The following is a 26,886-nucleotide window of genomic DNA, read 5'->3' as shown; positions in this document are numbered from 1 at the left end:
CACGGACGGTCTCCCTTGCTTGAGATCTGTAACGACCTCATTCTGGCACATCATGATGCCGTCGGGGGCCGTCCACCCCAACACGTACTTAAGTACGCTCCGCTCCGGTTCTCGGAAACCACCATTTTCGGCTCGGCCTGACCTGAATCTCGACCAATCCTAGCTGGTGGCTAGCTCACCCGCCGGTGGCGATGGTCAGAACCTTGAACGGCGTGGTGATGACGATCTCGGCGACCGAGCCGACGGCTTTGCCGAGCCCTTGACCGATATTGTTGAGCTGTGTCGGGCCGGGTTCGTCCGATGCGAGGCCCGCCGGTGCGCGCAGCCGGTCGCCGAGCAATTGCACCATGATCGGGTTGTCGGCGAATTTGGCGTGGTTGAGGCGGTCGCCACCCTTTGCCTGAGTAAGGTCGACGACAGACACGCCATAGCTGGCAAGGTCGGCGGCGTTCCCGTAGTCGCCGACACGCGGCTTGTCGCCGGAGATCAGGGACGAAAGCTTGAGCGCGCGGTCGTCGCCGGAGAGCAGAATGGCGAACGGCTTGTCGGGTTTGCCGTAGCGGATCATCTGCTTCTTGAACACGTCGACATCGATATCCGGCGAGGCCAGGATAACATAGCCGAGCTTGCCGTCGAGATCGCGATCGCCGGTGATGGCGAGCTGGCGCAGCGCCTCCATGGTCACCCAGGTTCCCATCGAATGCGCGATGATGTCGATGCTCTTGACCTTGGTCTTGGCCAGTATCCTGAGCGTCGCCTCGAGGTCGTCGCGCGCCGCGTTGGCGCTTTCCTTGTCGTAGATGTAACCGGTGGTCTTGCCGCTCGACGCCCACGAGAACAGCACCGGCGTGCCGGGATATTTCGTGTCGTGCGCGATCTGCGTCAGCCGGTAGATGCCGTCATCGAAGCCGTTGTTGAAGCCGTGCACGAAAACCAGCGCACGATCGCCGCGCATGGCGATGTCGGCGCCGACCGCCTTGGCGAATTGCGGCGCGCCTTCGTAGAAGGTGACGTCTTTGGCGGTAAAATCCTTGGCCGGATTGCTGTTTGCGGATCCCTTGGCCCGTTCGATGGCGCCGACCTGATGGCTTTTCGGAACGGTGACGTCGACACGGGCAAAGCTGGTGGTCAGCGAGCGATCGCCGTCATACACCTGCCGTGGATCCTTTGTTGCCTTCTGGCGGGTCGTGGCGACGAAGATCTCATGTGTGGCCGCGATATCAGAAGCGGGCGCCGAGACCGTCGTCCTGTTGAGCAGGTCATGCGCATTCCGGCCGGCGCAGCCGGTGACGGCGAGCGCGAATGCAACGACGAGGTAGCTCTTCGACCGCACGGTCACACGCTGGCTCCCGCAAAGGGGGACGTCAAACGCATGACGTCGCTGGCTATTCCGATAAAGCCAGAGGCCGGCGCGGTCCAGTTCAAAAAGAGTCCATGCGTCCGCAATGGTGAACAGGCACGGTTAAAACCGCGGCACCGCATTTATTGCCCAAGCAGGCCGATGCGGTCGGTCACGTCACGGTCGCTGGCAAAGCCGTCATCCTCGCGCAGCCGCTGGCCGATCATCTTCACCAGCATTGGATTGTCGGCGAATTTCGTGTGGTTGAAGCTGTCGCTTCCCTTGACCTTGGAGAGGTCGACGACCGTCACGCCGTAGGAGGCAAGATCGGCGGCATCCTTGTAGTCGCCGACGCGCGGCCGCGAACCGGCGATCAGGCCGGAGAGCCTCAGTGCGCGGTCGTCGTCGGACAACAGCAGGATGAACGGCTTGTCGGGCTTGCCATAGCGCCGCATCTGGCTCTTGAACACGTCGACATCGATGTCGGGCGAGGCCAGCACCACGTCGCCAAGCTTGCCGCCGAGATCGCGGTCGCCGCTGATGGCCATCTGGCGCAGCGTTTCCATGGTCACCCAGGTTCCCATTGAATGGGCGACGATGTCGATGCGCCGGGCGCCCGACTGCTGCAGCATCCTGAGAGTCACTTCCAGCTGGTCGCGGGCAGCACTGGCGCTTTCCTTGTCGTAGACATAGTCGGTGGTCCTGGCGCCCGATGCCCAGGAAAACAGCACGGGCGTGCCGGGATAGCCGGAATCATGGACAATCTGGGTCAGGCGATAGACGGCGGCGTCGAAGCCGGTGTTGTAGCCATGCACGAAGACCATGACGCGGCCGCCACGCGCCGCGATGTCGGCGTTGAGGGCACTGGAGAATTTCGGCTGCGTGTCGTAGCCGACGACTTCGGAAGCCATGAAATATTTGGCCGGGTCGTCCGACTTGCCGCGCGAGCGCCGCTCGATCTGGCCGGTCTCATGGATCCCCGGAACGGTGACGTTGACGCGGGCGTAGTTAAGCGTCGCCGAGCGTTCGCCGTCGAAAACCTTGTTTGGATCGTCGGATTTCTTGCGCGTCGTGGTGATGAAGATGCTGTGGTTGCCGGCGATCTCCGTCACCGGGGCGGACACCATGGCGCTACCCAGCAGTTCCTGTGTTTGCGAGCCGGCGCAGCCGGTGACGAACAAGGCAAGGACAACGGTAAAGATCTTCTTCAAAGGCACGCTTGAAATTCCAACTCCGGCCGAAAGGCCTATCTACCCCCGCGACACCTCCCGGACAGTGAGAGTGCGGCGGAACTAAGTCGTGTCCAGTCGAAATGTGATCAGCGCGCGGCTGCGGCCACCGCACTGTTGCGCGAAAGCCAAAATGGCGGGAGGAACGCCCCCCTGGTGCGTGCAATGAGCGACATCCACCGTCGACGCGCCGATTCCGGTAAGGACATGGATTTCTAGCCAACCGCTGCGGAAAGCATGAACAAACGCCTCCAAGTGCTTGCAAGACTTTCGTGAATTCCCGTTGCGAAAGGACAGGAATGGCGGGACGATGGCGTCGCGAGGCCGGATATGCAATAGGCGGGATCGAGCTGCATCATGTCACGGCGTTCAACAGCTGACGGTGCGCGGCCCAACCAATGATAGAGGTCCGCGGACGACATGCGGCGCGAGGTGGTTTTCCAATGAACAGTTTTTCTTCCCGCGTCGCTGCCGCTGCTGCCGCGATCCGTCAGATCTTCCCGGAAACGCCGCTGCAGGAAAACGATTATTTGTCGAAAAAGACCAGCGCGCGGGTGCTGCTCAAGCGCGAGGACCTGTCGCCGGTGCGTTCCTACAAGATCCGCGGCGCCTTCAATTTCTTCCGCAAGACGCTGGCGGCGGGCAACGAGGCCGAACTGTTCGTGTGCGCGTCCGCGGGCAACCATGCGCAGGGCTTTGCTTTCGTCTGCCGCCATTTCGGCAAGAAGGGCGTGGTGTTCATGCCGGTGACGACACCGCAGCAGAAGATCGACAAGACCAGGCTGTTCGGCGGTGATTTCGTCGAGATCCGGCTGGTCGGCGACTTTTTCGACGATTGCTATCGCGCTGCCTTCGAATTCACCGAAAGTTCCGGCGCCCACATGGTGCCGCCCTTCGACCACAAGGACATTATCGAGGGGCAGGCGACCGTTGCCTATGAGATCGCGGACCAAATGCCGGGCGCCCGCATGCCCGACATCATCATGCTGCCGGTTGGCGGTGGCGGGCTTGCCGCCGGTGTCACGCATTATTTCGCCGAGCAGGGCCGGGAAGCGCGCTTCGTCTTCTGCGAGCCGGCCGGCGCGCCGAGCCTGCGCGAGAGCCTCGCTGCGGGAAAACGGCTCAAACTCGCCAAGGTCGACAATTTCGTCGACGGCGCGGCGGTGGCCGAAATCGGCCGCGAGCCGTTGCGGCATCTCAAGGATTTTCCGGCCGATACGGTGCGGCTGATCCCGGAAAACCGGCTCTGCGCCACCATGATCGAGATGCTCAACGTCGAGGGCGTCGTGCTGGAGCCGGCCGGCGCGCTGGCGATCGATGCGCTGAAGGATTTCTCCAGGAAGGAGATTAGGGGCAAGACCATCGTTGCCGTGGTTTCGGGCGGTAATTTCGATTTCGAGCGACTACCGGACGTCAAGGAGCGGGCGCTGCGCTTCGAGGGGCTGAAGAAATACTTCATCATCCGCTTTCCGCAGCGGCCGGGCGCGCTGCGCGACTTCCTCGAAATGCTCGGGCCCGACGACGACATCGCCCGTTTCGAATATCTGAAGAAATCGGCGCGCAATTTCGGTTCGGTGCTGATCGGCATCGAAACCAAGGACCGCCGCAATTTCGACCTGCTCAAGGCGAATTTCGAGGCCGAAGGCGTCCAGTACCAGGACATCACCGACAACGAGACATTGGCCGGGTTCATCATATGAGTGGTGCCGGAAAAATCTTCGTCGCGCTGTTTTCCGGCATCAATGTCGGCGGCAACCGCATCGTCAGGATGGCGGAGTTGCGGTCGTTCTTCGAGGATCTCGGCTTTTCCGATGTCGCCACCTATGTGCAGAGCGGAAATGCCGTGTTCCGGGCGAAAAAGGGCGATGCGGTCACGCTGACGAAACAGATCGAAGCAGCCTTCGAGAAGAAATGGGGTTTTTATTCGCGCATCATGGTACGCGATCTCTCATGGTTCGAGCGGCTGGTGAACGAAAATCCCTATCCAGACGTGGCTGCGGACCACACGAAGCTGCACGCCTATGTGCTGGAGCGCGAGCCGACCGCCGACGAGGTGGCGCGGCTGGCCGAAAAGTGCACCGGGCCCGAACGCTTCGAGATCAAGGGCGACGTGCTCTACCTCAGCGCGCCGGACGGACTGGGCAAATCGGTGTTTGCCGGGCTGATCCCGCGCACGCTGAAAGTGCCGGGTACCGCGCGCAACTGGCGCTCGGTGCGGGCGCTGCTGGAGATGGCCGCTCAGGCCGGTGGGAAGTGAAGCATGATCCTGAAAAGTGGATGCCGGTTTTCGGAAAAGGTCATGCTCAAATAATCACTTACGCCGCCGGCGCGGGTTTCCAGTCGAAGGTCAGTTCTTCGCGGAAAGCAAAGCGCTTGATGTGATCGGCGACGACGCTTTCCAGGCGCTCGAGCGAGCCGCCCTCGTCAGTCGTCACCGCGATATGAAGGGCGCCCGCGTCTGCGTCCAGAACTGTACGGCCCATTGAGAGATCGATGGTGCCATGGGCGGGATCGAACTCGACCGGAAATTTGTGCGCCCAATGCTTGCACAATTGCTGCAGGTAGCGGCTTGCATGTTCGGTGGCGACATCGGCACGGCTGGTCGGCATGAATGAATTCTCCTGGCAAGCGCCGGCCTTACCGGCAGGCGCGATAGGCAGGTAGATAGGTGCCGTCGATCAAAACGGCAAAGGCGGCCGGCTTGTCAGCATGGCCGCCCCACTCAAGATGGCGTGATCGCTACCAGGTACCGGTGTTCGGCATCGAGGCCCAGGGCTCGGCCTTGGGCTTAGCCGGTCCCTTCTGCAAAAGCTCGATTGAGATGCCGTCCGGCGACTTGACGAAAGCCATATTGCCGTCGCGCGGCGGCCGGTTGATGACGACGCCATTGTCCATCAGATGCTGGCAAGTGGCGTAGATGTCGTCGACCTCATAGGCGAGGTGGCCGAAATTGCGCCCGCCCTTGTAGTCTTCCGGATCCCAATTGTAGGTCAGTTCGATTAGCGGCGCCTTGTTGGCGATGCCGCTTTGCTCGTCTTCCGATGCGGCGAGGAAGATCAGCGTGAAGCGGCCCTGCTCGTTTTCGTAGCGGCGCACCTCCTTGAGGCCGAGCTTGTTGCAGTAGAAATCGAGCGAGGCATCGACGTCGGCGACGCGGACCATGGTATGGAGGTAGCGCATGTGATTTCCTCGATAAATTGCGTTGCGGTGCAACATAGGGTCGGCCCCGTCAAAGGGCAATCGTGCGGCAGTGCGCAATGCCGGCAAAGAACAAATCCGGTATTCCCGCAATGAACCGTGAAAAAAGGCACGTCAGGTCTTGCACACACGGGAAGCCGCGGTGTTAATCTGGTGTCAAGAATCAGTTGCGGTGTTCTTGAAAAAGAGGGGGCATTCTTATGGGGGAAAAGGCCTCTTTCATGGGGCGGGACGGACCCCTTGGCGACGCCTTGCAGCGTGACGAAGGCGGCGACACCGCCGGCCTGCTCGAAATTGCCGGCGCCATCAAGTGGTTCGATGTGGCCAAGGGCTATGGTTTCATCCTCCCGGATGATGGCATTTCGGGCGACATCCTCCTCCATGTGACATGTCTTCGAAAGGATGGCTTTCAGACGGCCTTGGAGGGCGCGCGCGTGGTCTGCCTCGTCAAGCATGGCGACCGCGGATTGCAGGCCTTCCGGGTGCTCTCCATGGATCTTACCACCGCGGTTCACCCGGCCGAGATGCAGGAGCAGCGCACCCATATCGCGGTGACGCCGGAAAGCGGTCTCGAACGCGCTTTGGTGAAATGGTTCAACCGCACCAAGGGTTTTGGTTTTCTTACCCGCGGCGAGGGCACCGAGGACATCTTCGTCCACATGGAGACCTTGCGCCGGTATGGCATCACCGAGCTTCGGCCTGGGCAGGTCGTGCTGGTTCGTTTCGGACGCGGCGATAAAGGCCTTATGGCCGCCGAAATTCACCCCGATATGGGGACCTTGCCGGTCTCGCACTAGAGCCTGATCCATCCCGATAGCATCGGGATGGGGCTCTATTTCCTCCTTGTTTGACCATGATCTCTGGACAAGCGGTTTCCGTTTGTCTGAGAAAACCGGTTCCACTTTTCGGGATCATGGTCTAGGACGATTTCCCGGTCGAGGATTTTGAATGGCTCACAGGAACTGGCTGACGGCGAGCGTGATGTGCGCCGTGATCGCCGTCATCGTCGCCGCAGGCGTTTTCTTCTATTCCGACCGGCCGACCTCGGCGGACAGCCGGGCGATGATTCTCCCGGTCGATCCGGCGCCACTGGTTGTGGTGACGAAAGGCGGCGATCGCTCTTTTTCCATCGAAATCGCCGACACCGATCCGGAGCGCGAAGCCGGTTTGATGTATCGCCAGGACATGCCGGACGACCACGGCATGCTGTTCGTGTTCGAGATGCCGCAGCAGGTCAATTTCTGGATGCACAACACCCCGATGGCGCTCGATCTGGTCTTTGTCGGCCAGGACGGAAAGATCCGGGCGATCAAGCACGGCGAGCCGCAATCCGACGCCGTAGTTTCGCCCGGTGTCCCCGTGCGCTTCGTGCTCGAGCTCAAGGCCGGCACTGCCGCCAGGAACGGCATCGAGTATGGCGACCTGTTGCGCCATCCGGCCGTGGGCACGGTGTCCGGCCCGGGCATGCTGCCCGCCGACAATGGCGATGCGCCCAATAGCGGCGGTGGTTGAGTGGTCAGGCTGGTTCGCTGATGCAGCTTTTCACCCATGACGGTTTCGACCTTGCTTTCCTCGACCGCCAGCCGGCATCGGGCGAGGGCGATCCGGTGCTCATGATCCACGGCTTCGCTTCGAGCCACTATGTCAATTGGGTGTCGCCCGGCTGGTTCAAGACGCTGAACGATGCCGGTTACCGCGCCATCGCCTTTGACAATCGCGGCCATGGTTCGTCGTCGAAGAGCTATGAGGAGGCCGATTACACGCCGGCCAAGATGGCTTCGGATGCCGCCGCCTTGCTCGGCCATCTCGGCATCGAGCGCGCCCATGTCATGGGCTATTCGATGGGCGCGCGCATCGCGGCGTTCCTGGCGCTGTCGGATCCGGACAAGGTGGCAACGCTGGTCTTTGGCGGCCTCGGCATCGGCATGATCGACGGTGTCGGCGATTGGGATCCGATCGCCGCCGCCCTGCTAGCCGATGATCCGGCCGCGACAAGCCATCCGCGCGGCCGATCGTTTCGCGCCTTCGCCGACCAGACCCGCAGCGATCGCCGTGCATTGGCCGCTTGCATCGCCAAATCGCGCGAACTGTTGAGCGAGGACGATATTGCCCGCATCGCCCAGCCGACGCTGGTTGCTGTCGGCACGACCGACGACATTGGCGGCTCGCCCGATGAACTCGCGGCCTTGATGCCGAACGCCAAGGCCTTTCACATCGAGGGCCGGGACCATATGCTGGCCGTCGGGGACAAGACCTTCAAGCAGCGCGTGCTGGAGTTCTATGCCGAAAATCCGCTCTGAGCGAACGGCGAGGGGAGCGGGATATGACTGCCCTCAGCCGGTAGCGAGGGCCGCCAGGGACCGCGCAATGTTTTTCCGGGCTTGCGGTTCGAAGCGCCGGCGAAACTCTTCGGTGTGGAAAATGTGTGGGCGGGCGAGGAAATTCTTCAGCACCGCACTGCGCCCGGCCCGCCACATCGGCTCCTCCACCCAAGCGTACTCGCGCCGCACGGCGCGCTCATAGGCGTCGAAGGCTTCCGGCGCGGCACCCAGGATCGACAGATCCATATCGAGGAAGAGACTTGCGTCCCGTGTGCTCTTCGCGTCGTCAAACGGCGGCACCTGGTGTGTGGCGGTGGCGACGATCATCGCCGAGATGCGGTTGAGGCGCGAACGATCCGCGCGGCCCGCCAGCTTCTTTTCGGCGAGGTGGGCACTTCGCGCCTCGTTGTCCTTGGCCTTGCTGTCATAGATGGCATCGTGGAACCAGATCGCCGCTTCGACGGCTTCGAGATCGCCGAGCGACCCTCGATAGTCACCTGCCAGCGCCAACATCGCCTCGATATGGGCAAGGTTGTGGTAGTGGCGGCCTGGTGCCCGGTAGAGCGCTGAAAGTTCGCTCTTCAGAGCGTCGTCGATCAAGGGTTCGTTTTCCATGGCTGCTTGAATTCCCGCGAACCAAATCCATTTGACAATGCACTAAGGAAAATTGAGTTCAATCGTGCTATGATCTGGCTTATATGTGCGGCCGGACAGCAGGCAAGCACAACAGGCAAGCCCGGCAGGGCGCAGGACGAGACGGCGATGAACAGCATCAGCATTTCCCGACATAGCGCATTGAAGCCGGTCGACCCGATCTGGCGCTCGATCCGCGATGAGGCGATGGAGGCTGTCAACCGCGACCCGCTGCTCGCCGCATTCCTCTACTCGACCATCCTCAACCAGGACAGCCTGGAGGAAGCGGTGATCCATCGGCTGGCCGAGCGGCTGGCCCACCAGGACATCGGCTCCGATCTCATCCGCCAGACGTTCAAATCCATGTTGGCCGACGACAAGGACTGGCCGACGACCGTGCGCGTCGACATCCAGGCTTATTACGATCGCGATCCTGCCTGCGACCGCTTCATTATGCCAGTGCTCTATTTCAAGGGTTTTCATGCCATCCAGACCCATCGGCTGGCGCATTGGCTGTGGAACCAGGGCCGCAAGGATTTCGCCCTCTATCTGCAGAGCCGCTCTTCCTCGGTCTTCCAGACCGACATCAACCCGGCCGCGCGCATCGGCAAGGGCATCTTCATCGACCACGCCACCGGCCTTGTGGTCGGCGAGACGGCGGTCATCGAGGACGATGTGTCGATCTTGCATGGCGTAACACTGGGCGGTACCGGCAAGGCCGGCGGCGACCGTCATCCCAAGATCCGCTACGGCGTGCTGATCGGCGCCGGCGCCAAGATCCTCGGCAACATCGAAATCGGCCACTGCTCGAAGATCGCGGCAGGCTCGGTGGTGCTGTCGCCAGTGCCGCACAACAAGACGGTTGCCGGCGTGCCGGCCCGCGTCGTCGGCGAGACCGGCGGCGATCAGCCGTCGCGCCAGATGGACCAGCTTCTGCCGTCGCAGACGATGGATCAGGTCGTCAGCTTCGACATCTGATTTTCACAAGGCCGCCGCCTGCTGCCGGAGTCCGGCCGCGGGCATGAGCGGCGGTTGTCTCGTCTTATCAGGCCGCTTGCCTTTACATCGCCATTGTCGACGTGCCAGAAGCGCGTTCGAACGAGCAAGCCCGATGATCGGAGAAGACTGTTGAAGCCGGACGAAATCAGAAAGCTGGACGCCTATTTCAAGCGCGTCTTCCAGAACCCCAAGCTCGAGGTCAAGGCACGGCCGCGCAAGGACGATTCGGCCGAGGTCTATGTCGGCGACGAATTCCTCGGCATCGTCTTCAAGGACGAGGACGACGGCGACTACAATTTTTCGATGGCGATTCTCGACATCGATCTGGCCTGAGCCAGCAAATCTTGCGGTCGGCCGACTCCATGCGGCCGGCCAGCCGGGGCCTTGAGGCGTTCTTAACGTCCCGCCTTCAGAACGTGCCCGGCTTCAGTGGCGATTGCCGCGTCAAGCGCCTGCCAATCACCCAGAAACTCTCTTGGGAAGCGATAGGTGAGGCTGAGTTCGTCGCCGACCTGGATGTCGCGCTCGCAGGGTGCCAGCGATTCGTCGGCACTCGGTCCGCTCAGGCAACGGGCCACGAACGGGTCCTTGCCGGGGTGCTTGCCGACAACCAGCACCTCGTTCAAATAGCCTGATTTCTCATTGAAACCGTACACCGTCGTGCCGCCGGGCCCCGCAATGCCGGGTTGGGTGATCAACGCGCTGTAGATCGGCGCGAAGCGGCCACTCATGTCACGCGACATCATCTGCTGTTCGAAGGACAGGAAGATGATGTTCTTGGCTGTCCCCGTGTGGTTGAAGTCGTCGCGCGCGGCCTCGCTGTAGCCGTCCATCTGGGGATAGCGCAGATAGAGGTCGAGCCGCGAGGCGATGCCGTCGCGCCGGGCCTGGGCGAAGCGGATGGTGTTGGCCGGCACGGCGATGACGTTGTTGCCGATCACCACCTGGTGAACCGTTGCGTCGTCGGTGTATCCGGCCATGGCGATCGAATGGCCGAACCATTTGCCGCCAAGGCTGATCGCCACCGACAGCAGGGCCAGCGCGGCGAACCCGTAGAGCACCCGCTTCATCAGCCTGGAATCGACCACGGTGAGTTCGTTGGTGAGCGTTGCCTGCTTCATCTCAGTCCTCGGATCCCGGGCCGCCCGTCCGCCTCCGGTGTCCCTAGGCGGCACACGTCGCACGGCATGGCTCTTGCAGCCTTCATGGAACGACTGTGCAATTTCATGGTAAATGGAAAGTTAAGATGGGACCGCTGGAACTCACACTCTTCGCTTTTGCCTTCGGACTGACGGCCTGCGGGTTGGCCGGATCGGCCATGGAACTGGTGTCGGGCCGCAAGGTCGCCTTCACCGAACCCTATGTGTCGCCGTCACATGTCTTGCGCTCGCTTCTCGCCACCGCATGTGCCGGGCCCTTCATGCTGGTCAACGATGCTATCGATGCCCGGCGCGAGCGCCGCATTTCGATGATAGCGCTGATGTCCTGCGGCTGCACGGCGATCGCCTGGGTCCTGGCGCTGGGCGTCGTCGTGCTTGCCATTGCCTCATGGACGATCCGTCTCCTAGGGTCCGACTGGCCAGCCTGAGACGATTCGGAGACCAGAAATGCCGCTTTATGCGATCGATGGAACACAGCCCAGCTTCGCGGATGCGGAAACCAACTGGATCGCGCCCGATGCCACGCTGATCGGCGACGTGCGCGTTGGCCGCAACGCCGGCATCTGGTTCGGCGCCGTCATTCGCGGCGACAATGAGCCCATCGTCATCGGTGCCGACACCAATGTGCAGGAACATACGGTGATGCACACCGATCCCGGCTTTCCGCTGTCGATCGGGGAGGGCTGCACCATCGGCCACCGCGCCTTGCTGCATGGCTGCACGATCGGCGACAATAGCCTGATCGGCATGGGCGCCATCGTGCTGAACGGCGCGAAAATCGGCAGGAATTCGCTGGTCGGCGCTGGTGCGCTGGTCACCGAAGGCAAGGAATTTCCGGACAATTCGCTGATCGTCGGCTCGCCTGCCAAGGCAATCAGGGTGCTGGACGACGCGGCCGTCGCCAGACTGCGCGGCTCGGCCGCGCACTACGTTGCCAACAGCAAGCGCTTCAAGGCGGGGTTGAAGAAGGCCTGAGGCCAGTTTGGCCTATATCTGTCGCCGACCGTCTTAATCGCGGCCCAACTCACCGTTGGAACCATACCCGGTCATCGCATCGTGCAGCAATGAAGCACCTGCTTCAAAACCGGCAATCTGGGCCTCTTCCACAGCCGTCCTGTAGTCATCGATGCGGGTTTCGAGTGCCGGGTCGGCGCCCGCCGCCAAAAGCAAGCGGATCGCATCGACACTGCGGATTGCCACCGAATAGTGAAGCGGCGTCCAATCGTTCACACCCCGCATGTTGGGATCGGCTCCGCCGTCGATCAATATCCGCACGATGTCCAGCCTGTCGGCCCGGTCGGTGGACAGCGCCGCGATGATGGACGGAAACCCGCCGTGATCCTGATAGTTCGGATCCGAGCCGGCATCCAGCAAGGTCGAGATGAAACCGACGGGGCTCCAATAGATCGCATATTCCAGCGGATGGCCGAGGCCGAGCTCAAACGGCATGCGCTCGTCGAACCAGCGGGGCGAGCCACCCAGGGCTACGCCGAGGCCTTCGAAATCGCCGGCCTTGAAGGCATCGTCGATCGCCTTGAACAGACGATGGCGCTCGCATCGATCTTCCGGGATTTCCAACATCGCGGTGATCCAGAGGTGGCAATTGATCGCTCATACTGCAGCGATCGATCGGCATTTGAAAGCCGGTGAGACGCGACGATACCGATGTAACACACGAGCGGATGCCATTTTCCAGCCGCCGTTCGTTTTCGGACGTGTTGCAGATATTCGAGCCACGGCAACGGCTCATCCATTCGATGCCGGGTTTGATTGCAAAATTTGCATGCCGCAACAAGGTTATCGAGTCTGTCTTGGCCTCCGTTCATCCGTGGGTTCAGATGCTCTGCGGTGCATTGGAAGCGCTTCGCCAATCCAGCGGGAATGTTATGGCGCTCTGAAAACTCTGTTGCGTTGCGGTCCCACATCGGAAACCTGCAATAAAAGCATCGCCAGTCTTGTTTGTTGGCGAGCGCAGTTCTCATTGTTGCAAGTTTGTCTGATTTTCCCATTCCGCACATCCTTTTGCTTCATCAACATGAAGCGGATGTGCAGCAACCCTGTAAAAGATTGCCCCTCATTCGGAAGGGAGATCCCTCGCACGAGACAGCACCCTCTAGAGTGCCACTCCGCAGTATTTCAGCAGTAGATGATGATCTTGTGATCAACATCCGTACGGCAACCAACGATGGTTTCCAGACGGACAATAGACCGTCTCCACAGGTTTTTAATACCTCAAAACTTGGTGCCGATCAACTCGATCTCCGTTACCGAGATTTCTATAGGTGATCCAGAAATGGCGGAGCCGGCCCGGGGACGGGGCCGGCTCCTTTCACCCGGTCGTTGGGGACGGGGAGGGTGGGGACTCGACCGGGTTTCTCCTTTAAGCGGGTCGCATCACGCGACGCGCTTGATCTCTGTTTTAGCGGACGCTGGCGACCGCGTCGGAGCGGCCGTCGTTGATCGTTACCCAAACACCGGAATTCTGGTCAGACTGGCGCTTGAGATAGGTGTAGTCGGTGTCCGTCCAGGACAGGACCTTGGTTTCCAGATTGTCGAGGATGAATTCGCCCAGGCTGGTGCGCACGGTCAGCACCGCGTGACCGTCGCCATTCGGTTGGCGCGCGACCGTCATCAGCAGGTTGCCGGCGGGCACGCCCGCAGCCATCAATTCGCGACGCTTTTCCAGCGCGTAATCCTCGCAATCGCCATAGCCATTGTCGGGATAGGCCCAGTATTCCTCGACACCGTAGTTTTCCATGTCGGTGCGCGGCTTGATGCGGGTGTTGACCGAATTGTTGATGTTGACGATCGCAGCCCACAGTTTGCGGGTCAGTTCGACCGGCGCGCCCTTGGGGGTCTTTTCGCTGCATTCGCCGGCTATGCGCTGGCAGAATTCATAATGGCCGACAGGCTGCGTGGTGCGTCCGCCGGTGTGCATATAGGCCGGTCCCGCGGCATATGCTGATCCCCAAGCGGAAAGCTGCATCGCCATTGCCGCCAGCAACAGCTTGCCCCTCGTTTTCTTCATTGTTGTAGTCTCCCCGTTCGAAGGAGACATTGCCACATGTGGATTTATTTGAGGCAAAAGCGCGAAGTAGATATTGAGTAAAACGCCAGTAGAATAAACATAAAATTTGAATCATTTGAGTATTAAATTATTTGGGGTTTCCGAAGCTGGCCCTTCCAGCTCGATGTCATGCAGGCCTTGCAAGCAAGGGGCTCAGTCTTGGCTGAAGCATCTCAATCAGCGATGTCGTGAACGCAAAAAACCGGCCGCAAAGGGCCGGTTTCATGAAAGCGTTGATGCCTTGTTAGGCGCGCGGCGCGTTGAATTCGGAATCGAGCGTTTCGGGGCGCTGGATGACGGCGAATTCGATGGCGACGCCATCCTCGAAATGGCGGACGATCTGGCCGCGCATGGTGCCGAGCATGACCTGGATGCCGATCGCCGGCTTGACGTCGATCTCGACCGCGGCGCCGGAAAGCGACAGGTCGATGATGCGGCACTGATACTGGCGGCCGTCGGTGAGCTGCAGCACGCTGGTCGGATTGCGCGGCGCGACGCGCTCGTGGCGACGGTCTTCCGGCAGGTCGAGTTCATGCTTGTTGGCAAGCCAGGTCAATTGCGCGGCAAGCTTGTCCTTCTTGCGATCCGACGCGATGACGGTCATCGCGAAACCGTCCTGCAAGGTGCGCGTGACGACGCCTTCGATGCGGCCGATATGATCGATGTAGGCGATGACTTTTTCGCCGGGCATGCCGATGCGGTCGGTGCGAAACGCGACATTGCCCGGTGACATGTCGACGACCTGGCAGGGGTGCTCGGTGCGGTCTTCCAGCATGAAGCGCCCGTAAATCTTGACACGGACGCGCTGAAAGTTGCGCCTTTCAGCTTGGGACGGCGCATAGTCGATCGCCGCTGACCTCATGACTGCCTACACCCCGTTTGGCATCCCACGCGTCGATGCGAGGAACTTCATCAAAGAAGTACAACAAAGCGGGTTAACAAAGGGAAAAGCGGGCGCTTCAGGGCTTTCCTTTTATGCATGTCGTTGTCCCAAAACCGCTGCGCGCCTTTCGGCGCCATGCATCAAGCCGCGAGAGCGCGGATTATTCCTCGCGCCCGCCATCGAAGACGACGAGATGGCGGATGCGGCGCGCCCGACCAAGCGCCGAGATCGTCTCGGGTGCCCCGAGTTCATCGGGAACGAGCGAGGGAACATCGATCGCCGGACGATTGTTGAGGAGTTCCTTTTCCGGGTCGATGACGCGGATCGAATCGATCAACGCGTCGGTGATCGGGTCGGCGCCCAGCCAGAAGGGCTTCTCCACGGCGCTGATGACACCCAGGCAGCGCGGATTTTCGACGCCGCCGTCCAGCGGCAGGGCAAGCAGTTCGAACTTGTTGGAGCGCCCGTTGCGGCTGAAGCCCTCATAGGTGATGAGCACAACCGACTTCTGCTCGAAGACGCCATGGATCAGCCGCGAGACGAGCCGCTGATCCTTCTCGCGCCACAGCGACGGAAAGGAAAACCCCTTGAGCTCGCGGCCATAGCAGGCGCAAAGCCTTGTGCCGGCGAGCCGGAATACGGCTTGCCCGCGCGTGTCCCGTTCCAGGATAAACGTGTCGGCCAGCAGCGACTTGATGTCGGCCGGCTCGACCTCCGAACGCTTCGGGGCAGGGCGTCCGTCACGCAGGCGATTCCAATAGTGGAACAGCGTGATCGATCCATTCTGGTTCATGCTATGCTGCTCCGCGCAATCTGTCGTCTGATGTCCCATCGGTGAACAGAAGGGCGCCCTCCGATGACCTACATGCGTTGCGGAGCAGGAAGCGTGCCAGCGTCGTTAACACTTGTTCACGGGTCGGGGCCGTTAAGGTTAACAAGTGGTTTACGTTGCATCGAGGTGAGCCCCGTGGCACACAAAAACCACTCCAGAAGCGGTCGTTTCGCGACGATCGGCAGCACTTCAGTCAGAGTTTTAGGGGAGCAGGGGGCTCGACCGGCCGTTCAAGGGAAACTTTGAACGGCTTATTTTTTTGATTCGCGCCTGGCGATTCGGGGTTAATGGCGGGCGGGCATTTCTGCTTGCCGGCAGTGCCGGCAATCATCCCGATAGTCGACAACACGGCATCGCCGATCGCGAGGCCCAGCGGCAACATTTGCCAACGACGCGCTTCGAAAGAGAAAAATCTGCGTTCCGAATGGTTCCGTTGCCGCTGTACTCTCGCGAATTCGTTCCTCAAGACGCGACGGCGGCGGTTCCGCGGTCCGGAGACGTGTCTTGCTGGCGCGTTTTTTCTGGGGACCTTCATGAAGACTTCCATTCTTGGACTGATCACCGCCAGCCTGCTCGCCTGCACCATTCCGGCCGGGTTGGCTCAAGCTGCCGGAATTGCGGGCGCTCCCGCGCCTTTCGACAAGGGCGGCGTGAAAGTGGCACTCGTCACCTTCATCTCCGCCGGCGATTTCTTCCAGGCCTATCAGGCCGGCGCCACAAAACAGGCGAAAGCGCTCGATATCGGTCTCACCGTCTTTTCCGGTCGGCAGGATGCGGCAGCACAGCGTGACCAGATCGAACAGGCGATCAATCTCGGCGTGCAGGCGATCATCATCGATCATGGCCAGCCGGAAGCGTTGAAGGATGTCGCGCAGAAGGCACTCGACGCGGGCATCAAGGTCGTCGCGTTCGACGTCGATCTCGGCAACCCGAAAATCCCGCAGGTCGAGCAGTCGGATCACGAGCTTGCCAAAGCCTCCCTTGGCCAGGCACTCAAGGATAACGGCACCACGTTTCAGGCCGGCTATGTCTACGTTGCCGGTTTCGCGCCGCTCGACCGCCGCAACGAAATCTGGGAGGAGACCAAGAAGGCCAATCCCGGCGTTGTCGAGAAAGCACGCTGGGGAACTGTCAACGACACGACCGCTGTGTCTACAGCCGACCAGACCAAGGCGGCGTTCCAGGCCAATCCCGACATCAGTGTCGTCTTTGCCCCTTATGACGAGTTCGCGCGCGGGGTGAAACTCGCCACCGACGAACTCGGCATCTCGAACAAGGTGAAGATCTATTCGGCCGATGTGTCGACGGCCGATATCACCGAAATCACGGCGGAAGGAAGCCCATGGGTCGCCACCGCGGCCACCAATCCGGCTGTCGTCGGCGCGGTTTCGGTTCGCGCGGCGGCAAAGCTGATCGCGGGGGAGGATCCGGGGCACAACATCGTCGTCAAGCCGGTCTTGCTGACACAGGAGGAGTTGCGCAAGAACGGCATCAAGACGATCGAGGATCTCGACGCCAAGCTGCCCGCTTTTGGTCAGAGCGACGCAGCGACCGCAAGCTGGATCCCCACCAACTGACCTTTTCTCCCCTCCCTCGTTTCGCCGCGAAGGAGGGGAGATAACGCCTGTGCCGGTGTGGACTATCGTTTCTTTCCCAGGCCGAAGGTCAGCGCCAGAGCGCCAACCAGCACGACGCCCTTGACGAAATCCTGCGTGTAATAGGGCGCGTTCAGCATGGTGAGGCCGTTCAGGAGGACGCCGACGAAGATCGCGCCGGCCACAGTGCCGATCACATGCGGGCGACGCTTGTCGAGCACGGCATACCCGATCAGCGAGGCCGCCACCGCATCGAGCAGGAGCGAGTTGCCGGCCGAGACGTCGCCGCGGCCAACACGCGAAGCGACGATCAGCCCTCCCAACGAAGCCAGCGTGCCGGACAGGATATAGGCCCAGAGCCGATATGCCTTGGTCGGCGCGCCGGAAAGATGCGCGGCCGTTTCGTTGCCGCCGATCGCATAAAAGACGCGCCCCCAGCGCGTGCGCTCCATCAGGAACCAGGCGAGCAGGGCGACGACCGCCATGACCACGACAGACAGAGGTACGGTGTCGAACAGCCGCGACCGGCCGAGGATCAGGAAAGCCGGATCGTAAGCACCGGGAACGGACGACCCGTCGGGCAGCACCATGCCGGCGGTGATCGAGCGGCCGCCTGTCGGGATCAGCTGCAGGCCGGCGAGCAGGAACATCGTCGCCAGCGTGGCGAGAAGATCGGGGACGCCGACGCGGACAATCAGCAGTCCGTTCAGGAGGCCGATGAAAGCGCCCATCAGCAAGACCAGACCCATGGTCTGGACCGCATCCAGTTGCCAGACGACCATGGCATAGCTTGCCGCCATCACCGACGAGGCGGCGATGCTGCCCACGGAGAGATCGAAGCCATCGGCCGACATCGTGATCGAGACCCCAACGCCGAGGATCGCCACGACCGAAACCGCCTGCAGGATAGAAAACAGGTTGGCCGAGCGGATGAAGGCGGGCTGCGCATACCAGAAGCCAATCACCATCAGTGCCAGCAGCACGAAGAGCGCGTAGCGGCGCGTTTCGCGGAAAAGCGATGTGCGCGGGGCGGCCTGCTGGACTGTCGTCGGGTTCGTCATCGATGATCTCCGGCCTTTTTGCTCTCGACCTTGCCGATCTGGTCGGTCAGCGAGCCATGGCCGTCGCCGGCCTCGTGAAGGGAGTGATCGCGCATGACGAGGATGCGGTCGGCAACCTCCAGCGCCTCTTCGGTGTCGCTTGTAGCGATCAGCGTGGCGGAATCGCTCTGGCTGTTGCGGATCGCGGCGATCAGGTCGGCACGCGCGCCGACGTCGACGCCCCGGAAAGGCTCGTCGAGCAACAGCAGCCGGCAAGGTGCCGCTTGCCAGCGGGCGAGCACGACCTTCTGCTGGTTGCCGCCGGAAAGTTCATCGAGCGTGTCGTCGGGTCCGCGCGCCTTGATACCGAGCCGGGCGATCGCCTCTGCGGCGACTTTGCGCTCGCGCGCGACCCGCAGCAGGCCGCCCGGAAACCAGCGCCTCAGATGCGGCAGGGCGATCGTGCCGGCAATCGAGGCGCCGGGGACCTCGGGTGGCAGAAGCGACGATGCCCAGCGATCTTCGGCGACCATGAAGACGCCGTTTTCGATCGATCGCGCGGGTCCGTTGGAAAGCCACGGTTTTCCATCGAGCACGAAGCTGCCCTGCGCCAGTGTTTCCAAACCAAAAAGCGCGCGCAGCAATCGGCTCTTGCCCGAGCCAAGCGTGCCGGTCAGCGCCACGACCTCGCCTGAGTGCAGATCGAGATCGAAAGGCCTCGCACCGGGAATCAGCCGCGCGCCCTTGATGGAAGCGATAATTGGGGCCGCCGACATCTTGCGGTCATGGGTGGCGGCTTCCAGGGTCCGGCCGATCATGGCTGCAACGGCAGCCGGGAAATCGATCGGCCTGGCAAAGGCGCCGACGATACGACCGCCGCGCATGACGACGGCGCGGTCGGCGATTGCGGCAAGGTCGCCAAGCCTGTGCGAGATATAGAGGATTGCCATGCCGTCCGCGCGCAGCCGCCGGATGATGGCGAAAAGGCGGTCCGCCTCCGTGGCCGAGAGGCTGGATGTCGGCTCGTCGAGGATGAGGACGGAGGCCTTGGCCACGACGGCGCGGGCAATGGCGATCAATTGCCGTTCCGCCGGCCGCAGGTCGACGAAGTCACGGTCGAGCGGCAGGTCGAGATCGATCAGCGCCGCGATGGCGCGTGCGCGCCTGCGGATCGACCGGGCCGAGACGAAGAAGCGGCCGCCTGGCTGGCAAAGTTCATCGAGCAGGAGATTCTCGGCGACCGTCATTCCGGCAGCCCCCGCCTGATCCGTCGCTTGATGAACGGTCGCTATGCCGGCAGCCTTGGCGGCGCTGGGTGAGGCGAAGGCGACGATCCTGTCGCCCAGCGTGATCGTTCCGGCGTCGGGTACATGCGAGCCTGAAAGGATTTTCACCAGCGTCGATTTGCCGGCGCCATTGGCGCCCATCAGCGCCACTACCTCCCCGGCTGCCACGGCAAGATCGGCTCTGGCGAGCGCACGCGTCGGGCCAAAGGATTTTTCGATGCCGGCGACGGCGACGGCAATGGGGGCGGGGGTGAGGGACAAGTGGTTCAGCCGGTTAAGGATTGGGTGTGAACTGGGAAAGGCAGGCAAGCCAACGGGGCACGGTCGTGTCTGTCAACCGCCATATTCAATGATTGCCAGCCCGGCATTGTAATCGGGCGAATAGATGATGCCATTGGCGTCGACGAACACATCGGTCGACTGGATCACTCGTGGCCGGTTCGGACGCTTGTCGACCATACGGCTGGGCGCCGGCGGTACCAGCGCTCCTGTCTCCTTCGGCCGATAGGGGTCGGAGATGTCGAAAACGCGCACCCCTGCATTCTGGTAGGTTGCAAAGATCAGCGTGTCGGACACAAAACTGCCCGGCCGATTCTCGTGCAGATTGTGCGGACCGAAATGTCCGCCTTTGGCGGTGTAGTCGGCTTCGTCCGGGGTCGGCAGGGTCGAGATCGAAACCGGGTTCGCGGGATCGCGTACATCAAAGATCCAGGTGAGCTTGCGCCCATCCTCCTCGTGGTCGAGTACGGCCTCGTCGGCGACGACGAGCAAGCCGCGTTTCGGCAGCGGCAGCGCCGAATGTGTGCCACCACCATAGGGCGGCGACCAGTTCCTGTGGCTGATCAGCCTCGGCAGGGCAGGGTCTGCGACATCAAGGATGGTCAACCCGCCGTCGCGCCAGCAGGCATAGGCGGTATCGCCCTCGACGACCGCATGATGCAACGCATAGCGGCGGCCACTAGGCCAGCCGGGTGTCTCGCCGCCGGCGAGATGCATGCCTGGAATCCACCAGCGACCAGCCTCGACGGGTCGTGTCGGGTCCTGAAGATCCACCGTGAGCAGGATGTAGTCGCTGTAGCCATCGAGAAGCGCCGATACATAGGCGTAGCGCCCGCCGACATACCAGATGCGGTGAATGCCGATGCCGTCGACCCGGAAGAAACCGATCTGGCGAGGCTGCGTCGGCTTCGAGATGTCGTAGATGGCCATGCCGGCCGACCATGTCCGCGCCGCGCCCGGACCGGATGCGGTGCCGATCGTCTCGCCGATCGACTTGGTGTAGTAGACCTTCTCGTCGAAGGCGAAAGCGGCGTCGGCGAACAGATCGCGCGCATGGACGACCAGCAGCAGATCCTCATGCGTCTGCAGATGGATCGTCCAGGTATTCGGCGGCGCAGGCACGAACGCCGTCCCACCCGGATTTTTGGGATCGCGCACATCGATGATGGAAAAGCCTTGAGACCAGGGATGCGCGACATAGGCGAAGCCGCGATGCACCATTACTTGCAATCCGTCCGGCCGCCCGCCCTGGTCGGAATGACCGATCAGGCGCATGTTCCTGGAATAGTCGGGGGTAGGGACAGAACTCATAATCGTCTTTCGAAAGGTCGGGCCGGCGCACTTTGCCTGTCGCAACAGGTGGCGTCGCAGATGCCGGCACAATCATCCCCCGGTCAGGCCGGGGGATGATTGTTTGGATCGCTGATTTTGTGAAAGAAGGCGCTGGAACTCTCAATTCGTCGCCGGGATCCACGGTGCCTTTGCGGCATCGCTGTCCTTGAAGGCCGGGAATTTTGCCTGCAGGTCCTCGATCGTCTTGATATTGTTGTCGACGAGGTCCTTTCTGGTGACGAGCGTCGGCTGGATCAGCACCGAATGGCCGGGATCCTGGCCGGCGATCAGCTGAGCCAATGCGCGCACCGAAGCCTCGCCGACCACGGCCGGGTTGGTTGCCGCCGTCGCCACCCAAGGGCTGTTCGGTTCGAGAATGGCCTGGATGTCCGATGTCGAGATGTCGACGCCGTAGATCTTCACCTTGTCGGCGACGCCAAGCTCATCGATGGCGAGTTCCACACCACGGGCGAACTCGTCCCATGGGGCAAAGACGACCGAAAGCGTCGGGTTGGCAGTGAGCACGGCCTTGGTCTGGTCGGCAACCGAAGCGGCAACGGTGTCATTGACCACGCCCCAGGTGGCGACTTCCTTGATGCCTGGGTACTTCTTGCCGAAATCCTTCCACACCGCGTAGCGGCGGTCGAGCGGTGCGAAGCCGGCGACATAGAGGACGCCGCCATCGAATTTCTCGCCCTGGTCCTTGACCGCCTGGTCGAGCACGAGGCGCGCCATGTCGGCATCGGACTGCTCGACCTGCGGGATCTTGGGGTTGTCGAGGTTGGTGTCGTAGGCCACCACCGGAATCCCGGCGTCAAGCGCTGCCTGTGCGACGTCCTTGATGGCTTCAGGCTGGCCGTTGTTGATGATGATGCCTTGCACGCCGAGATTGATGGCCTGCTGGATCAACTGCCGCTCGGTGTTGATGTCGTTGCGCGCCTGCGAGATGTTGGCCTCGATGCCGAGCGCATCGGCCTGGCGCTTCACGCCGGCCTCGAATGCCTGGAGCCAGTCACCGGAGCCGAGGAAGCTGACGACAGCGATCTTGACGCCGCCCTTGTCGAAGGGTGCCGGCGCGCCGGATATGCCCTGCGCCGAAGCAGCGGTGGCAAGACTGGCTATGCCGGCCGCTGCCGCCAGCGAAAGAATATGCTTGATCATGTGGAGACCCCTTTGAAATCGGCTGCATTCTAGGGAGGGGGCCGATCGCTTCCGAGAACGCTGATTGCGAGTTTTTCAAATCCCGGAGCATTTCCGCTTCGCTTCCTTTCGGTTTCGTAGCAAATGAAGGCGATGCTGTGCCGGGCGTTCGCTGTTTGAGAAACAGAATTGTTCCAACGCGGGCATCCTTGCTCTAAAGGACGCGCATCGAATTCTGGACCAGATGCGCATGAGCGAACCGGCAGACCCTTCCGAAACGGAACAGATGGACGACACGCCGCCACGACGGCGCGAGCCGGTGTTCAACCTGCCGCCCATCGTGCTGGCGGTGATCGGTATCTGCGTCGCAGTCTATTTGCTGCAGCAATATGTGCTGAACGACGCACAGCAGATGACATTGCTGTACGACGGGGCCTTCATCCCTGTCCTGTATACCGGGCAATACGGCTTCGACTGGTTCCTCTTTTCCCGGCCGTTCACCTATGCCTTGATGCATGGCGGCTTTGCCCATATTGCCATCAACATGGTCTGGCTCGCCGCCTTTGGTTCGCCATTGGCTAATCGTCTGGGCGCGCTCCGGTTCGCGCTGTTCTTCGCCGTGACCGGACTGGCCTCGGTCGCGCTTTTCTGGGCGGTGCATCCGTATGGAGAGGCGCCGCTGGTCGGTGCCTCAGGAGCCATATCAGGCATGATGGGGGCTGCAGCGCGATTTGGCTTCCGCACCGACCGCTCTGCCGGAAAGGCAGCCTTCGCCGGCCCTTTGCTGCCAATCACATTCGTATTGCGCTTGCGCGGCGTCGTGATCTTTCTCGCCGTGTGGATGATCATCAACCTCGCCACCGGCCTTCTCGGCTTTGCCCCGGGAGTAGACGGCCAGATCGCCTGGGAGGCCCATATTGGCGGCTTTGTCGCCGGCTTCTTTGGCCTGCGCTGGTTCGACAGACGGTGGCAGGCGTCCGAATGGGAGACCACCGACACTTGAAATGCAACCGATCACGGCGCACGATGTTCACTCTTATGTGAAGGCCGGTCAGGCCAGGAACCGGCAGGCAAAAGCAGAGGAGGACGCCATGACGGTGAAGGCAATTCTCGAGAAAAAAGGCCATGACGTGTTGACGCTCGGGCCGAACGAAAAGCTGAGCGAAGCCATTCGCATCCTGTCCGAACACAGGATCGGCGCGCTGGTCATCACCAATGGCGATCACAAGATCGTCGGCATTCTTTCCGAGCGCGACATTGTGCGGGTTCTGGCTAAAGAAGGCGGTGCCGCGCTCGATATCGCCGTGCGTTCGGCAATGACGCCGAAGGTGAAGATCTGCAACGAAAACCACACCGTCAACGAGGTGATGGAAATCATGACCCGAGGCCGTTTCCGCCATCTCCCGGTGGAAAAGGACGGCATGCTCGATGGCATCGTGTCTATCGGCGACGTGGTCAAGCGCCGCATCGAGGACGTCGAGCGCGAGGCCGAAGAGATCAGGGCCTATATCGCCACCGCCTGAGCGGTGACAAGGAGCCGCCGGCCGGAGAACCGACCGGCGGAGCCGTATCTACCTGTTGTCGAGTTCGGAACGGACGAGTTCCAGTCCGCGCCGGGTGATGCGGTAGGGTCCACCGCCCGACGAAGAAACGGCCTTCTTCCGCTTCAGCTTTCGAAACATGTCGAGATCGACGCCCGGATAATGCCAGCCGTCACGGGTCAGGCATTTGACGGAGGCGATCCGCTTTTTCTCGTTCTTTTCGATTTCAATGCGTCCGCCCTGCGCGAGCAGGTGCAGGATGCGCTGTTCAATGCGCGAAATATCCATGGGAGAGTTTCCGGGAAAACAGAAAATGCCGCCGCCGCGAAGCTTCGCGGCACGGGGTTTCAGGTCTTCTGCCCTGCCTCGCTAGGAGGTCAGGGCCTTACCGGGACTGAGCGTAAGTGGACATCCACTCTCCATTGGAATGGACGTCCTATAGGCGAAAGCGGCTGAAAAGGCCAGTCCGTGGCTTTGCGCTTGTCTCGTTGAACGGTTTGCACTAGCGAAGTTGCACACCAAAATATGCGTAGACGCATAATCCGTAGTTCCAATACGCAGGCCACAATGTCCCTCATCGACACCCGCACGCCCGACGCAAAGCGCCTTGTTTCCGGCGCGACCGGCGACTGGGAGATCATCATCGGTCTCGAGGTCCACGCGCAGGTCACTTCGGAAGCAAAGCTGTTTTCGGGCGCCTCGACCGCCTTCGGTGCCGCGCCCAACGCCAATGTCAGCCTGGTCGACGCGGCCATGCCGGGCATGCTGCCCGTCATCAACGAGGAATGCGTCAAACAGGCGATCCGCACCGGCCTTGGGTTGAAGGCGCAGATCAACCACAAGTCGGTCTTCGATCGGAAAAACTACTTCTATCCCGACCTGCCGCAGGGCTACCAGATCTCGCAGTTCAAGCAGCCTATCGTCGGCGAGGGCACGGTGATCGTCTCGGTCGGTCCCGACCGCCAGGGCGAATTCGAGGACATCGAGGTCGGCATCGAGCGGCTGCATCTGGAGCAGGATGCCGGCAAGTCGATGCACGACCAGCATCCGACCATGTCCTATGTCGACCTCAACCGCTCCGGCGTGGCGCTGATGGAGATCGTCTCAAAGCCGGACATGCGCTCGGCTGACGAAGCCAAAGCCTATGTCACCAAGCTGCGCACCATAGTGCGCTATCTCGGCACCTGCGACGGCAACATGGACGAAGGCTCGATGCGCGCCGACGTCAACGTCTCGGTGCGCAAGCCCGGCGGCGAGTTCGGCACGCGCTGCGAGATCAAGAACGTCAACTCGATCCGCTTCATAGGCCAGGCCATCGATTATGAGGCGCGCCGGCAGATCGCCATTCTCGAGGATGGCGGCAAGATCGACCAGGAAACGCGGCTGTTCGATGCCGTCAAGGGCGAGACGCGCTCGATGCGCTCCAAGGAAGAGGCGCACGATTACCGCTACTTCCCCGATCCGGATCTTCTGCCGCTGGAGTTCGACCAGGCCTATGTCGACGTGCTGGCGAAGGAATTGCCGGAACTGCCCGACGACAAGAAGACGCGGCTGATCTCGTCGCTCGGCCTGTCGACCTATGACGCTTCGATCCTGATTTCGGAAAAGCCGATCGCCGACTATTTCGAGAAGGTCGCCGCCGGCCGTGACGGCAAGCTCGCCGCCAACTGGGTCATCAACGATCTGCTCGGGCAATTGAACAAGGCCGGCAAGGACATTGAAAACGCTCCGATTTCGCCTGATCAGCTCGGCGCGGTCATCGATCTGATCAAGGATGGCACCATCTCCGGCAAGATCGCCAAGGACCTGTTCGAGATCGTCTGGAACGAGGGCGGCGATCCGCGCCAGCTGGTCGAGAGCCGTGGCATGAAGCAGGTCACCGACACCGGCGCCATCGAGAAGGCTGTCGATGAGGTAATCGCTGCCAACCCCGACAAGGTCGAACAGGCGCGCGCCAAGCCGAGCATGGCGGGCTGGTTCGTTGGCCAGGTGATGAAGGCGACCGGCGGCAAGGCCAATCCGCAAGCGGTCAACGACCTCGTCAAGGCCAAGCTGGGCATCGAGTAGGGCCGTGTTCGTCCGCACCGCCGGAGAGCGCGACCTTGCCGCAGTGCGGATGCTGCTGGTCGAGACCTGGCATGCGACCTATGACGCCCTTTATGGCGCTGCCAAGGTGACCGAGATCACCGATGAATGGCACTCGATAGCCTCGCTCCGTTCGCGGTTGACGCGGCCGAACTCGGAGTTCCTGGTGGCCGATGACGGCAAGCGGATCGGCGGCATGGCATTCGCCGCCGCCACCGCGGATGCGAAGGTCATCCTGTTGAACCAGCTCTACGTCCATCCGGACTGCCAGAGGCGCGGGATCGGGCAAGCACTGCTCGACGAGGTCGAGGCCAGTTTCCCGGAAGCGCGAGTGCTGCGCGTCGAGGTCGAGGAGGTCAATGGCAGCGCCATCGCCTTCTACCGATCGAAGGGGTTTTTGCCCGTCAGCACCGCCGCAGATTCCCGAGAGGCCTCAAGGTCGACGACGCTGAGTTTCGAGAAGCCGCTCGGATAGGCTGCCGCCGGGCTTCTTCGGCGCCATGGCGGCAGCGATCCGGCCATGCGTCATCCCGGCATTTGCCGTGCCGGCTCACGACGGATATGCAAGGACATGACCAAACTGTCCCGCACCGTAGCGTTGGCGCTGCTCGCCATCATCATTTTCGCAACCTTGTCGCCGATCCAGATGCGGCCGCACCTCGCCGAAGCGAATGTTGAACGCGCCCTGGCCTATGTCCTGTTGGGCTTCGCCCTGGCACTCGGCTTCCCCAACCGACTGTATCAAGCCGTGATCTTTGTGACTGTGACCGCTGGCATACTGGAACTGCTTCAGATCATTGATCCCGGTCGCCACGCGCACTTTGCCGATGCACTCGTGAAAGCCTGCGCTGGTATTGTCGGGATCCTTGTGGGGCAATTGTTCGTCAGGAGCAGCGGACGAATAGGAGAGCGGTAGGCGCGGGCAGA

32 protein-coding genes are annotated in these 26,886 nt (G+C 61.7%); 15 read left to right on the top strand and 17 right to left on the bottom strand.

The window, feature by feature from the left end; all coding sequences use genetic code 11:
• Window positions 1–175 precede the first annotated feature (175 nt).
• Window positions 176–1,339: an alpha/beta hydrolase gene (locus NKJ06_RS09935; protein ID WP_352633568.1), complete on the bottom strand. Its 1,164-nt coding sequence runs from the start codon at window positions 1,337–1,339 to the stop codon at window positions 176–178.
• A gap of 143 nt (window positions 1,340–1,482) precedes the next feature.
• Window positions 1,483–2,556 (bottom strand): alpha/beta hydrolase, encoded by a 1,074-nt coding sequence (locus NKJ06_RS09930; protein ID WP_352633567.1) that lies wholly within the window; start codon window positions 2,554–2,556, stop codon window positions 1,483–1,485.
• A 455-nt stretch (window positions 2,557–3,011) separates the two neighbouring features.
• On the opposite strand from NKJ06_RS09930, the gene ilvA reads away from it, so the two are divergent.
• Window positions 3,012–4,268 carry a threonine ammonia-lyase IlvA gene (gene ilvA / locus NKJ06_RS09925; protein ID WP_352809724.1) on the top strand — a complete coding sequence of 419 codons (1,257 nt, stop codon included), beginning with the start codon at window positions 3,012–3,014 and terminating at the stop codon, window positions 4,266–4,268.
• Complete coding sequence (locus tag NKJ06_RS09920; protein ID WP_352633563.1) at window positions 4,265–4,825, top strand: DUF1697 domain-containing protein; 561 nt, start codon at window positions 4,265–4,267, stop codon at window positions 4,823–4,825. Before ilvA ends, NKJ06_RS09920 begins: the two co-directional genes overlap by 4 nt.
• A 58-nt stretch (window positions 4,826–4,883) precedes the next feature.
• Here the strand turns inward: NKJ06_RS09920 and NKJ06_RS09915 are convergent, their stop codons facing one another.
• Window positions 4,884–5,177 (bottom strand): DUF2218 domain-containing protein, encoded by a 294-nt coding sequence (locus NKJ06_RS09915; protein ID WP_352633561.1) that lies wholly within the window; start codon window positions 5,175–5,177, stop codon window positions 4,884–4,886.
• A 130-nt stretch (window positions 5,178–5,307) separates the two neighbouring features.
• On the bottom strand, window positions 5,308–5,748 hold the full coding sequence (gloA, locus tag NKJ06_RS09910) for a lactoylglutathione lyase (protein ID WP_352633560.1): 441 nt from the start codon (window positions 5,746–5,748) through the stop codon (window positions 5,308–5,310).
• 218 nt (window positions 5,749–5,966) lie between these two features.
• Between gloA and NKJ06_RS09905 the strand changes: the two genes are divergently transcribed.
• The 3 genes from NKJ06_RS09905 (at window position 5,967) to NKJ06_RS09895 (ending at window position 8,066) form a co-directional block, all read left to right on the top strand.
• Window positions 5,967–6,563 carry a cold-shock protein gene (locus tag NKJ06_RS09905; protein WP_502905602.1) on the top strand — a complete coding sequence of 199 codons (597 nt, stop codon included), beginning with the start codon at window positions 5,967–5,969 and terminating at the stop codon, window positions 6,561–6,563.
• Window positions 6,564–6,714: 151 nt separating this feature from the next.
• Window positions 6,715–7,278, top strand: a complete 564-nt coding sequence (locus NKJ06_RS09900; protein WP_352633556.1) for a DUF192 domain-containing protein — start codon at window positions 6,715–6,717, stop codon at window positions 7,276–7,278.
• A gap of 20 nt (window positions 7,279–7,298) precedes the next feature.
• Window positions 7,299–8,066 (top strand): alpha/beta fold hydrolase, encoded by a 768-nt coding sequence (locus NKJ06_RS09895; RefSeq protein WP_352633554.1) that lies wholly within the window; start codon window positions 7,299–7,301, stop codon window positions 8,064–8,066.
• A gap of 33 nt (window positions 8,067–8,099) precedes the next feature.
• Here the strand turns inward: NKJ06_RS09895 and NKJ06_RS09890 are convergent, their stop codons facing one another.
• A complete protein-coding gene (locus NKJ06_RS09890) occupies window positions 8,100–8,702 on the bottom strand; it encodes an HD domain-containing protein (RefSeq protein WP_352633552.1) in 603 nt (200 codons plus the stop codon).
• 147 nt (window positions 8,703–8,849) lie between these two features.
• On the opposite strand from NKJ06_RS09890, the gene cysE reads away from it, so the two are divergent.
• Entirely contained in the window at window positions 8,850–9,698 is an 849-nt protein-coding gene (cysE, locus tag NKJ06_RS09885) for a serine O-acetyltransferase (RefSeq protein ID WP_352809722.1), read from the top strand.
• 150 nt (window positions 9,699–9,848) lie between these two features.
• Window positions 9,849–10,052: a DUF3126 family protein gene (locus NKJ06_RS09880; protein WP_013531334.1), complete on the top strand. Its 204-nt coding sequence runs from the start codon at window positions 9,849–9,851 to the stop codon at window positions 10,050–10,052.
• Between the two features lie 62 nt (window positions 10,053–10,114).
• Here the strand turns inward: NKJ06_RS09880 and NKJ06_RS09875 are convergent, their stop codons facing one another.
• A complete protein-coding gene (locus NKJ06_RS09875) occupies window positions 10,115–10,840 on the bottom strand; it encodes a hypothetical protein (protein WP_352633548.1) in 726 nt (241 codons plus the stop codon).
• Between the two features lie 125 nt (window positions 10,841–10,965).
• On the opposite strand from NKJ06_RS09875, the gene NKJ06_RS09870 reads away from it, so the two are divergent.
• Window positions 10,966–11,307 (top strand): DUF6949 family protein, encoded by a 342-nt coding sequence (locus NKJ06_RS09870; protein WP_352633546.1) that lies wholly within the window; start codon window positions 10,966–10,968, stop codon window positions 11,305–11,307.
• A 19-nt stretch (window positions 11,308–11,326) separates the two neighbouring features.
• Window positions 11,327–11,854 carry a gamma carbonic anhydrase family protein gene (locus NKJ06_RS09865; RefSeq protein ID WP_352633544.1) on the top strand — a complete coding sequence of 176 codons (528 nt, stop codon included), beginning with the start codon at window positions 11,327–11,329 and terminating at the stop codon, window positions 11,852–11,854.
• Window positions 11,855–11,887: 33 nt separating this feature from the next.
• Here NKJ06_RS09865 and NKJ06_RS09860 read toward each other — a convergent pair whose 3' ends face one another.
• The 6 genes from NKJ06_RS09860 to NKJ06_RS09835 all read right to left on the bottom strand — a co-directional run bounded on the left by NKJ06_RS09860 (window position 11,888) and on the right by NKJ06_RS09835 (window position 16,196).
• Entirely contained in the window at window positions 11,888–12,460 is a 573-nt protein-coding gene (locus NKJ06_RS09860; RefSeq protein WP_352633542.1) for an ankyrin repeat domain-containing protein, read from the bottom strand.
• A complete protein-coding gene (locus NKJ06_RS09855) occupies window positions 12,364–12,804 on the bottom strand; it encodes an HNH endonuclease (protein ID WP_352633571.1) in 441 nt (146 codons plus the stop codon). Before NKJ06_RS09855 ends, NKJ06_RS09860 begins: the two co-directional genes overlap by 97 nt.
• Window positions 12,805–13,298: 494 nt before the next feature.
• Window positions 13,299–13,907, bottom strand: a complete 609-nt coding sequence (locus NKJ06_RS09850; protein WP_352633540.1) for a transglutaminase-like cysteine peptidase — start codon at window positions 13,905–13,907, stop codon at window positions 13,299–13,301.
• A 283-nt stretch (window positions 13,908–14,190) separates the two neighbouring features.
• Window positions 14,191–14,808 (bottom strand): PilZ domain-containing protein, encoded by a 618-nt coding sequence (locus NKJ06_RS09845; protein ID WP_352633538.1) that lies wholly within the window; start codon window positions 14,806–14,808, stop codon window positions 14,191–14,193.
• A gap of 181 nt (window positions 14,809–14,989) precedes the next feature.
• On the bottom strand, window positions 14,990–15,622 hold the full coding sequence (locus tag NKJ06_RS09840) for a PAS domain-containing protein (RefSeq protein ID WP_352633536.1): 633 nt from the start codon (window positions 15,620–15,622) through the stop codon (window positions 14,990–14,992).
• 232 nt (window positions 15,623–15,854) lie between these two features.
• On the bottom strand, window positions 15,855–16,196 hold the full coding sequence (locus tag NKJ06_RS09835) for a hypothetical protein (protein ID WP_352809721.1): 342 nt from the start codon (window positions 16,194–16,196) through the stop codon (window positions 15,855–15,857).
• On the opposite strand from NKJ06_RS09835, the gene NKJ06_RS09830 reads away from it, so the two are divergent.
• The gene (locus NKJ06_RS09830) at window positions 16,195–17,238 is read left to right on the top strand and encodes a substrate-binding domain-containing protein (RefSeq protein WP_352633532.1); all 1,044 of its coding nucleotides are present in this window, start codon (window positions 16,195–16,197) and stop codon (window positions 17,236–17,238) included. The two genes, NKJ06_RS09835 and NKJ06_RS09830, sit on opposite strands and share 2 nt — an antisense overlap.
• Before the next feature lie 62 nt (window positions 17,239–17,300).
• On the opposite strand, the gene NKJ06_RS09825 is transcribed toward NKJ06_RS09830, so the two are convergent.
• The 4 genes from NKJ06_RS09825 to NKJ06_RS09810 form a co-directional block, all read right to left on the bottom strand.
• Complete coding sequence (locus tag NKJ06_RS09825; protein WP_352633530.1) at window positions 17,301–18,317, bottom strand: ABC transporter permease; 1,017 nt, start codon at window positions 18,315–18,317, stop codon at window positions 17,301–17,303.
• Complete coding sequence (locus NKJ06_RS09820) at window positions 18,314–19,843, bottom strand: sugar ABC transporter ATP-binding protein (protein WP_352809720.1); 1,530 nt, start codon at window positions 19,841–19,843, stop codon at window positions 18,314–18,316. The genes NKJ06_RS09825 and NKJ06_RS09820 overlap by 4 nt, the downstream gene beginning before the upstream one ends.
• Window positions 19,844–19,915: 72 nt before the next feature.
• Window positions 19,916–21,172 carry an LVIVD repeat-containing protein gene (locus NKJ06_RS09815; RefSeq protein ID WP_352633526.1) on the bottom strand — a complete coding sequence of 419 codons (1,257 nt, stop codon included), beginning with the start codon at window positions 21,170–21,172 and terminating at the stop codon, window positions 19,916–19,918.
• 141 nt (window positions 21,173–21,313) lie between these two features.
• Window positions 21,314–22,354 (bottom strand): substrate-binding domain-containing protein, encoded by a 1,041-nt coding sequence (locus NKJ06_RS09810; RefSeq protein WP_352633524.1) that lies wholly within the window; start codon window positions 22,352–22,354, stop codon window positions 21,314–21,316.
• A 229-nt stretch (window positions 22,355–22,583) separates the two neighbouring features.
• Between NKJ06_RS09810 and NKJ06_RS09805 the strand changes: the two genes are divergently transcribed.
• On the top strand, window positions 22,584–23,336 hold the full coding sequence (locus tag NKJ06_RS09805) for a rhomboid family intramembrane serine protease (RefSeq protein ID WP_352633521.1): 753 nt from the start codon (window positions 22,584–22,586) through the stop codon (window positions 23,334–23,336).
• 88 nt (window positions 23,337–23,424) lie between these two features.
• Window positions 23,425–23,856: a CBS domain-containing protein gene (locus tag NKJ06_RS09800; RefSeq protein ID WP_023759403.1), complete on the top strand. Its 432-nt coding sequence runs from the start codon at window positions 23,425–23,427 to the stop codon at window positions 23,854–23,856.
• A 48-nt stretch (window positions 23,857–23,904) separates the two neighbouring features.
• On the opposite strand, the gene NKJ06_RS09795 is transcribed toward NKJ06_RS09800, so the two are convergent.
• Window positions 23,905–24,162: a YjhX family toxin gene (locus NKJ06_RS09795; RefSeq protein ID WP_023759402.1), complete on the bottom strand. Its 258-nt coding sequence runs from the start codon at window positions 24,160–24,162 to the stop codon at window positions 23,905–23,907.
• A 279-nt stretch (window positions 24,163–24,441) separates the two neighbouring features.
• Between NKJ06_RS09795 and gatB the strand changes: the two genes are divergently transcribed.
• The 3 genes from gatB (at window position 24,442) to NKJ06_RS09780 (ending at window position 26,875) form a co-directional block, all read left to right on the top strand.
• Complete coding sequence (gene gatB, locus NKJ06_RS09790; RefSeq protein WP_352633519.1) at window positions 24,442–25,941, top strand: Asp-tRNA(Asn)/Glu-tRNA(Gln) amidotransferase subunit GatB; 1,500 nt, start codon at window positions 24,442–24,444, stop codon at window positions 25,939–25,941.
• 4 nt (window positions 25,942–25,945) lie between these two features.
• On the top strand, window positions 25,946–26,434 hold the full coding sequence (locus NKJ06_RS09785; RefSeq protein WP_352633517.1) for a GNAT family N-acetyltransferase: 489 nt from the start codon (window positions 25,946–25,948) through the stop codon (window positions 26,432–26,434).
• A 96-nt stretch (window positions 26,435–26,530) separates the two neighbouring features.
• Entirely contained in the window at window positions 26,531–26,875 is a 345-nt protein-coding gene (locus NKJ06_RS09780; RefSeq protein ID WP_352633515.1) for a VanZ family protein, read from the top strand.
• The last annotated feature ends 11 nt before the right edge of the window (window positions 26,876–26,886 follow it).

Source organism: Mesorhizobium sp. M0293 (genome assembly GCF_040321735.1).
Classification (GTDB): Bacteria; Pseudomonadota; Alphaproteobacteria; order Rhizobiales; family Rhizobiaceae; genus Mesorhizobium.
Note: the sequence above shows the minus strand (reverse complement) of the source record. Positions and strands in the feature narration are given on the sequence as shown.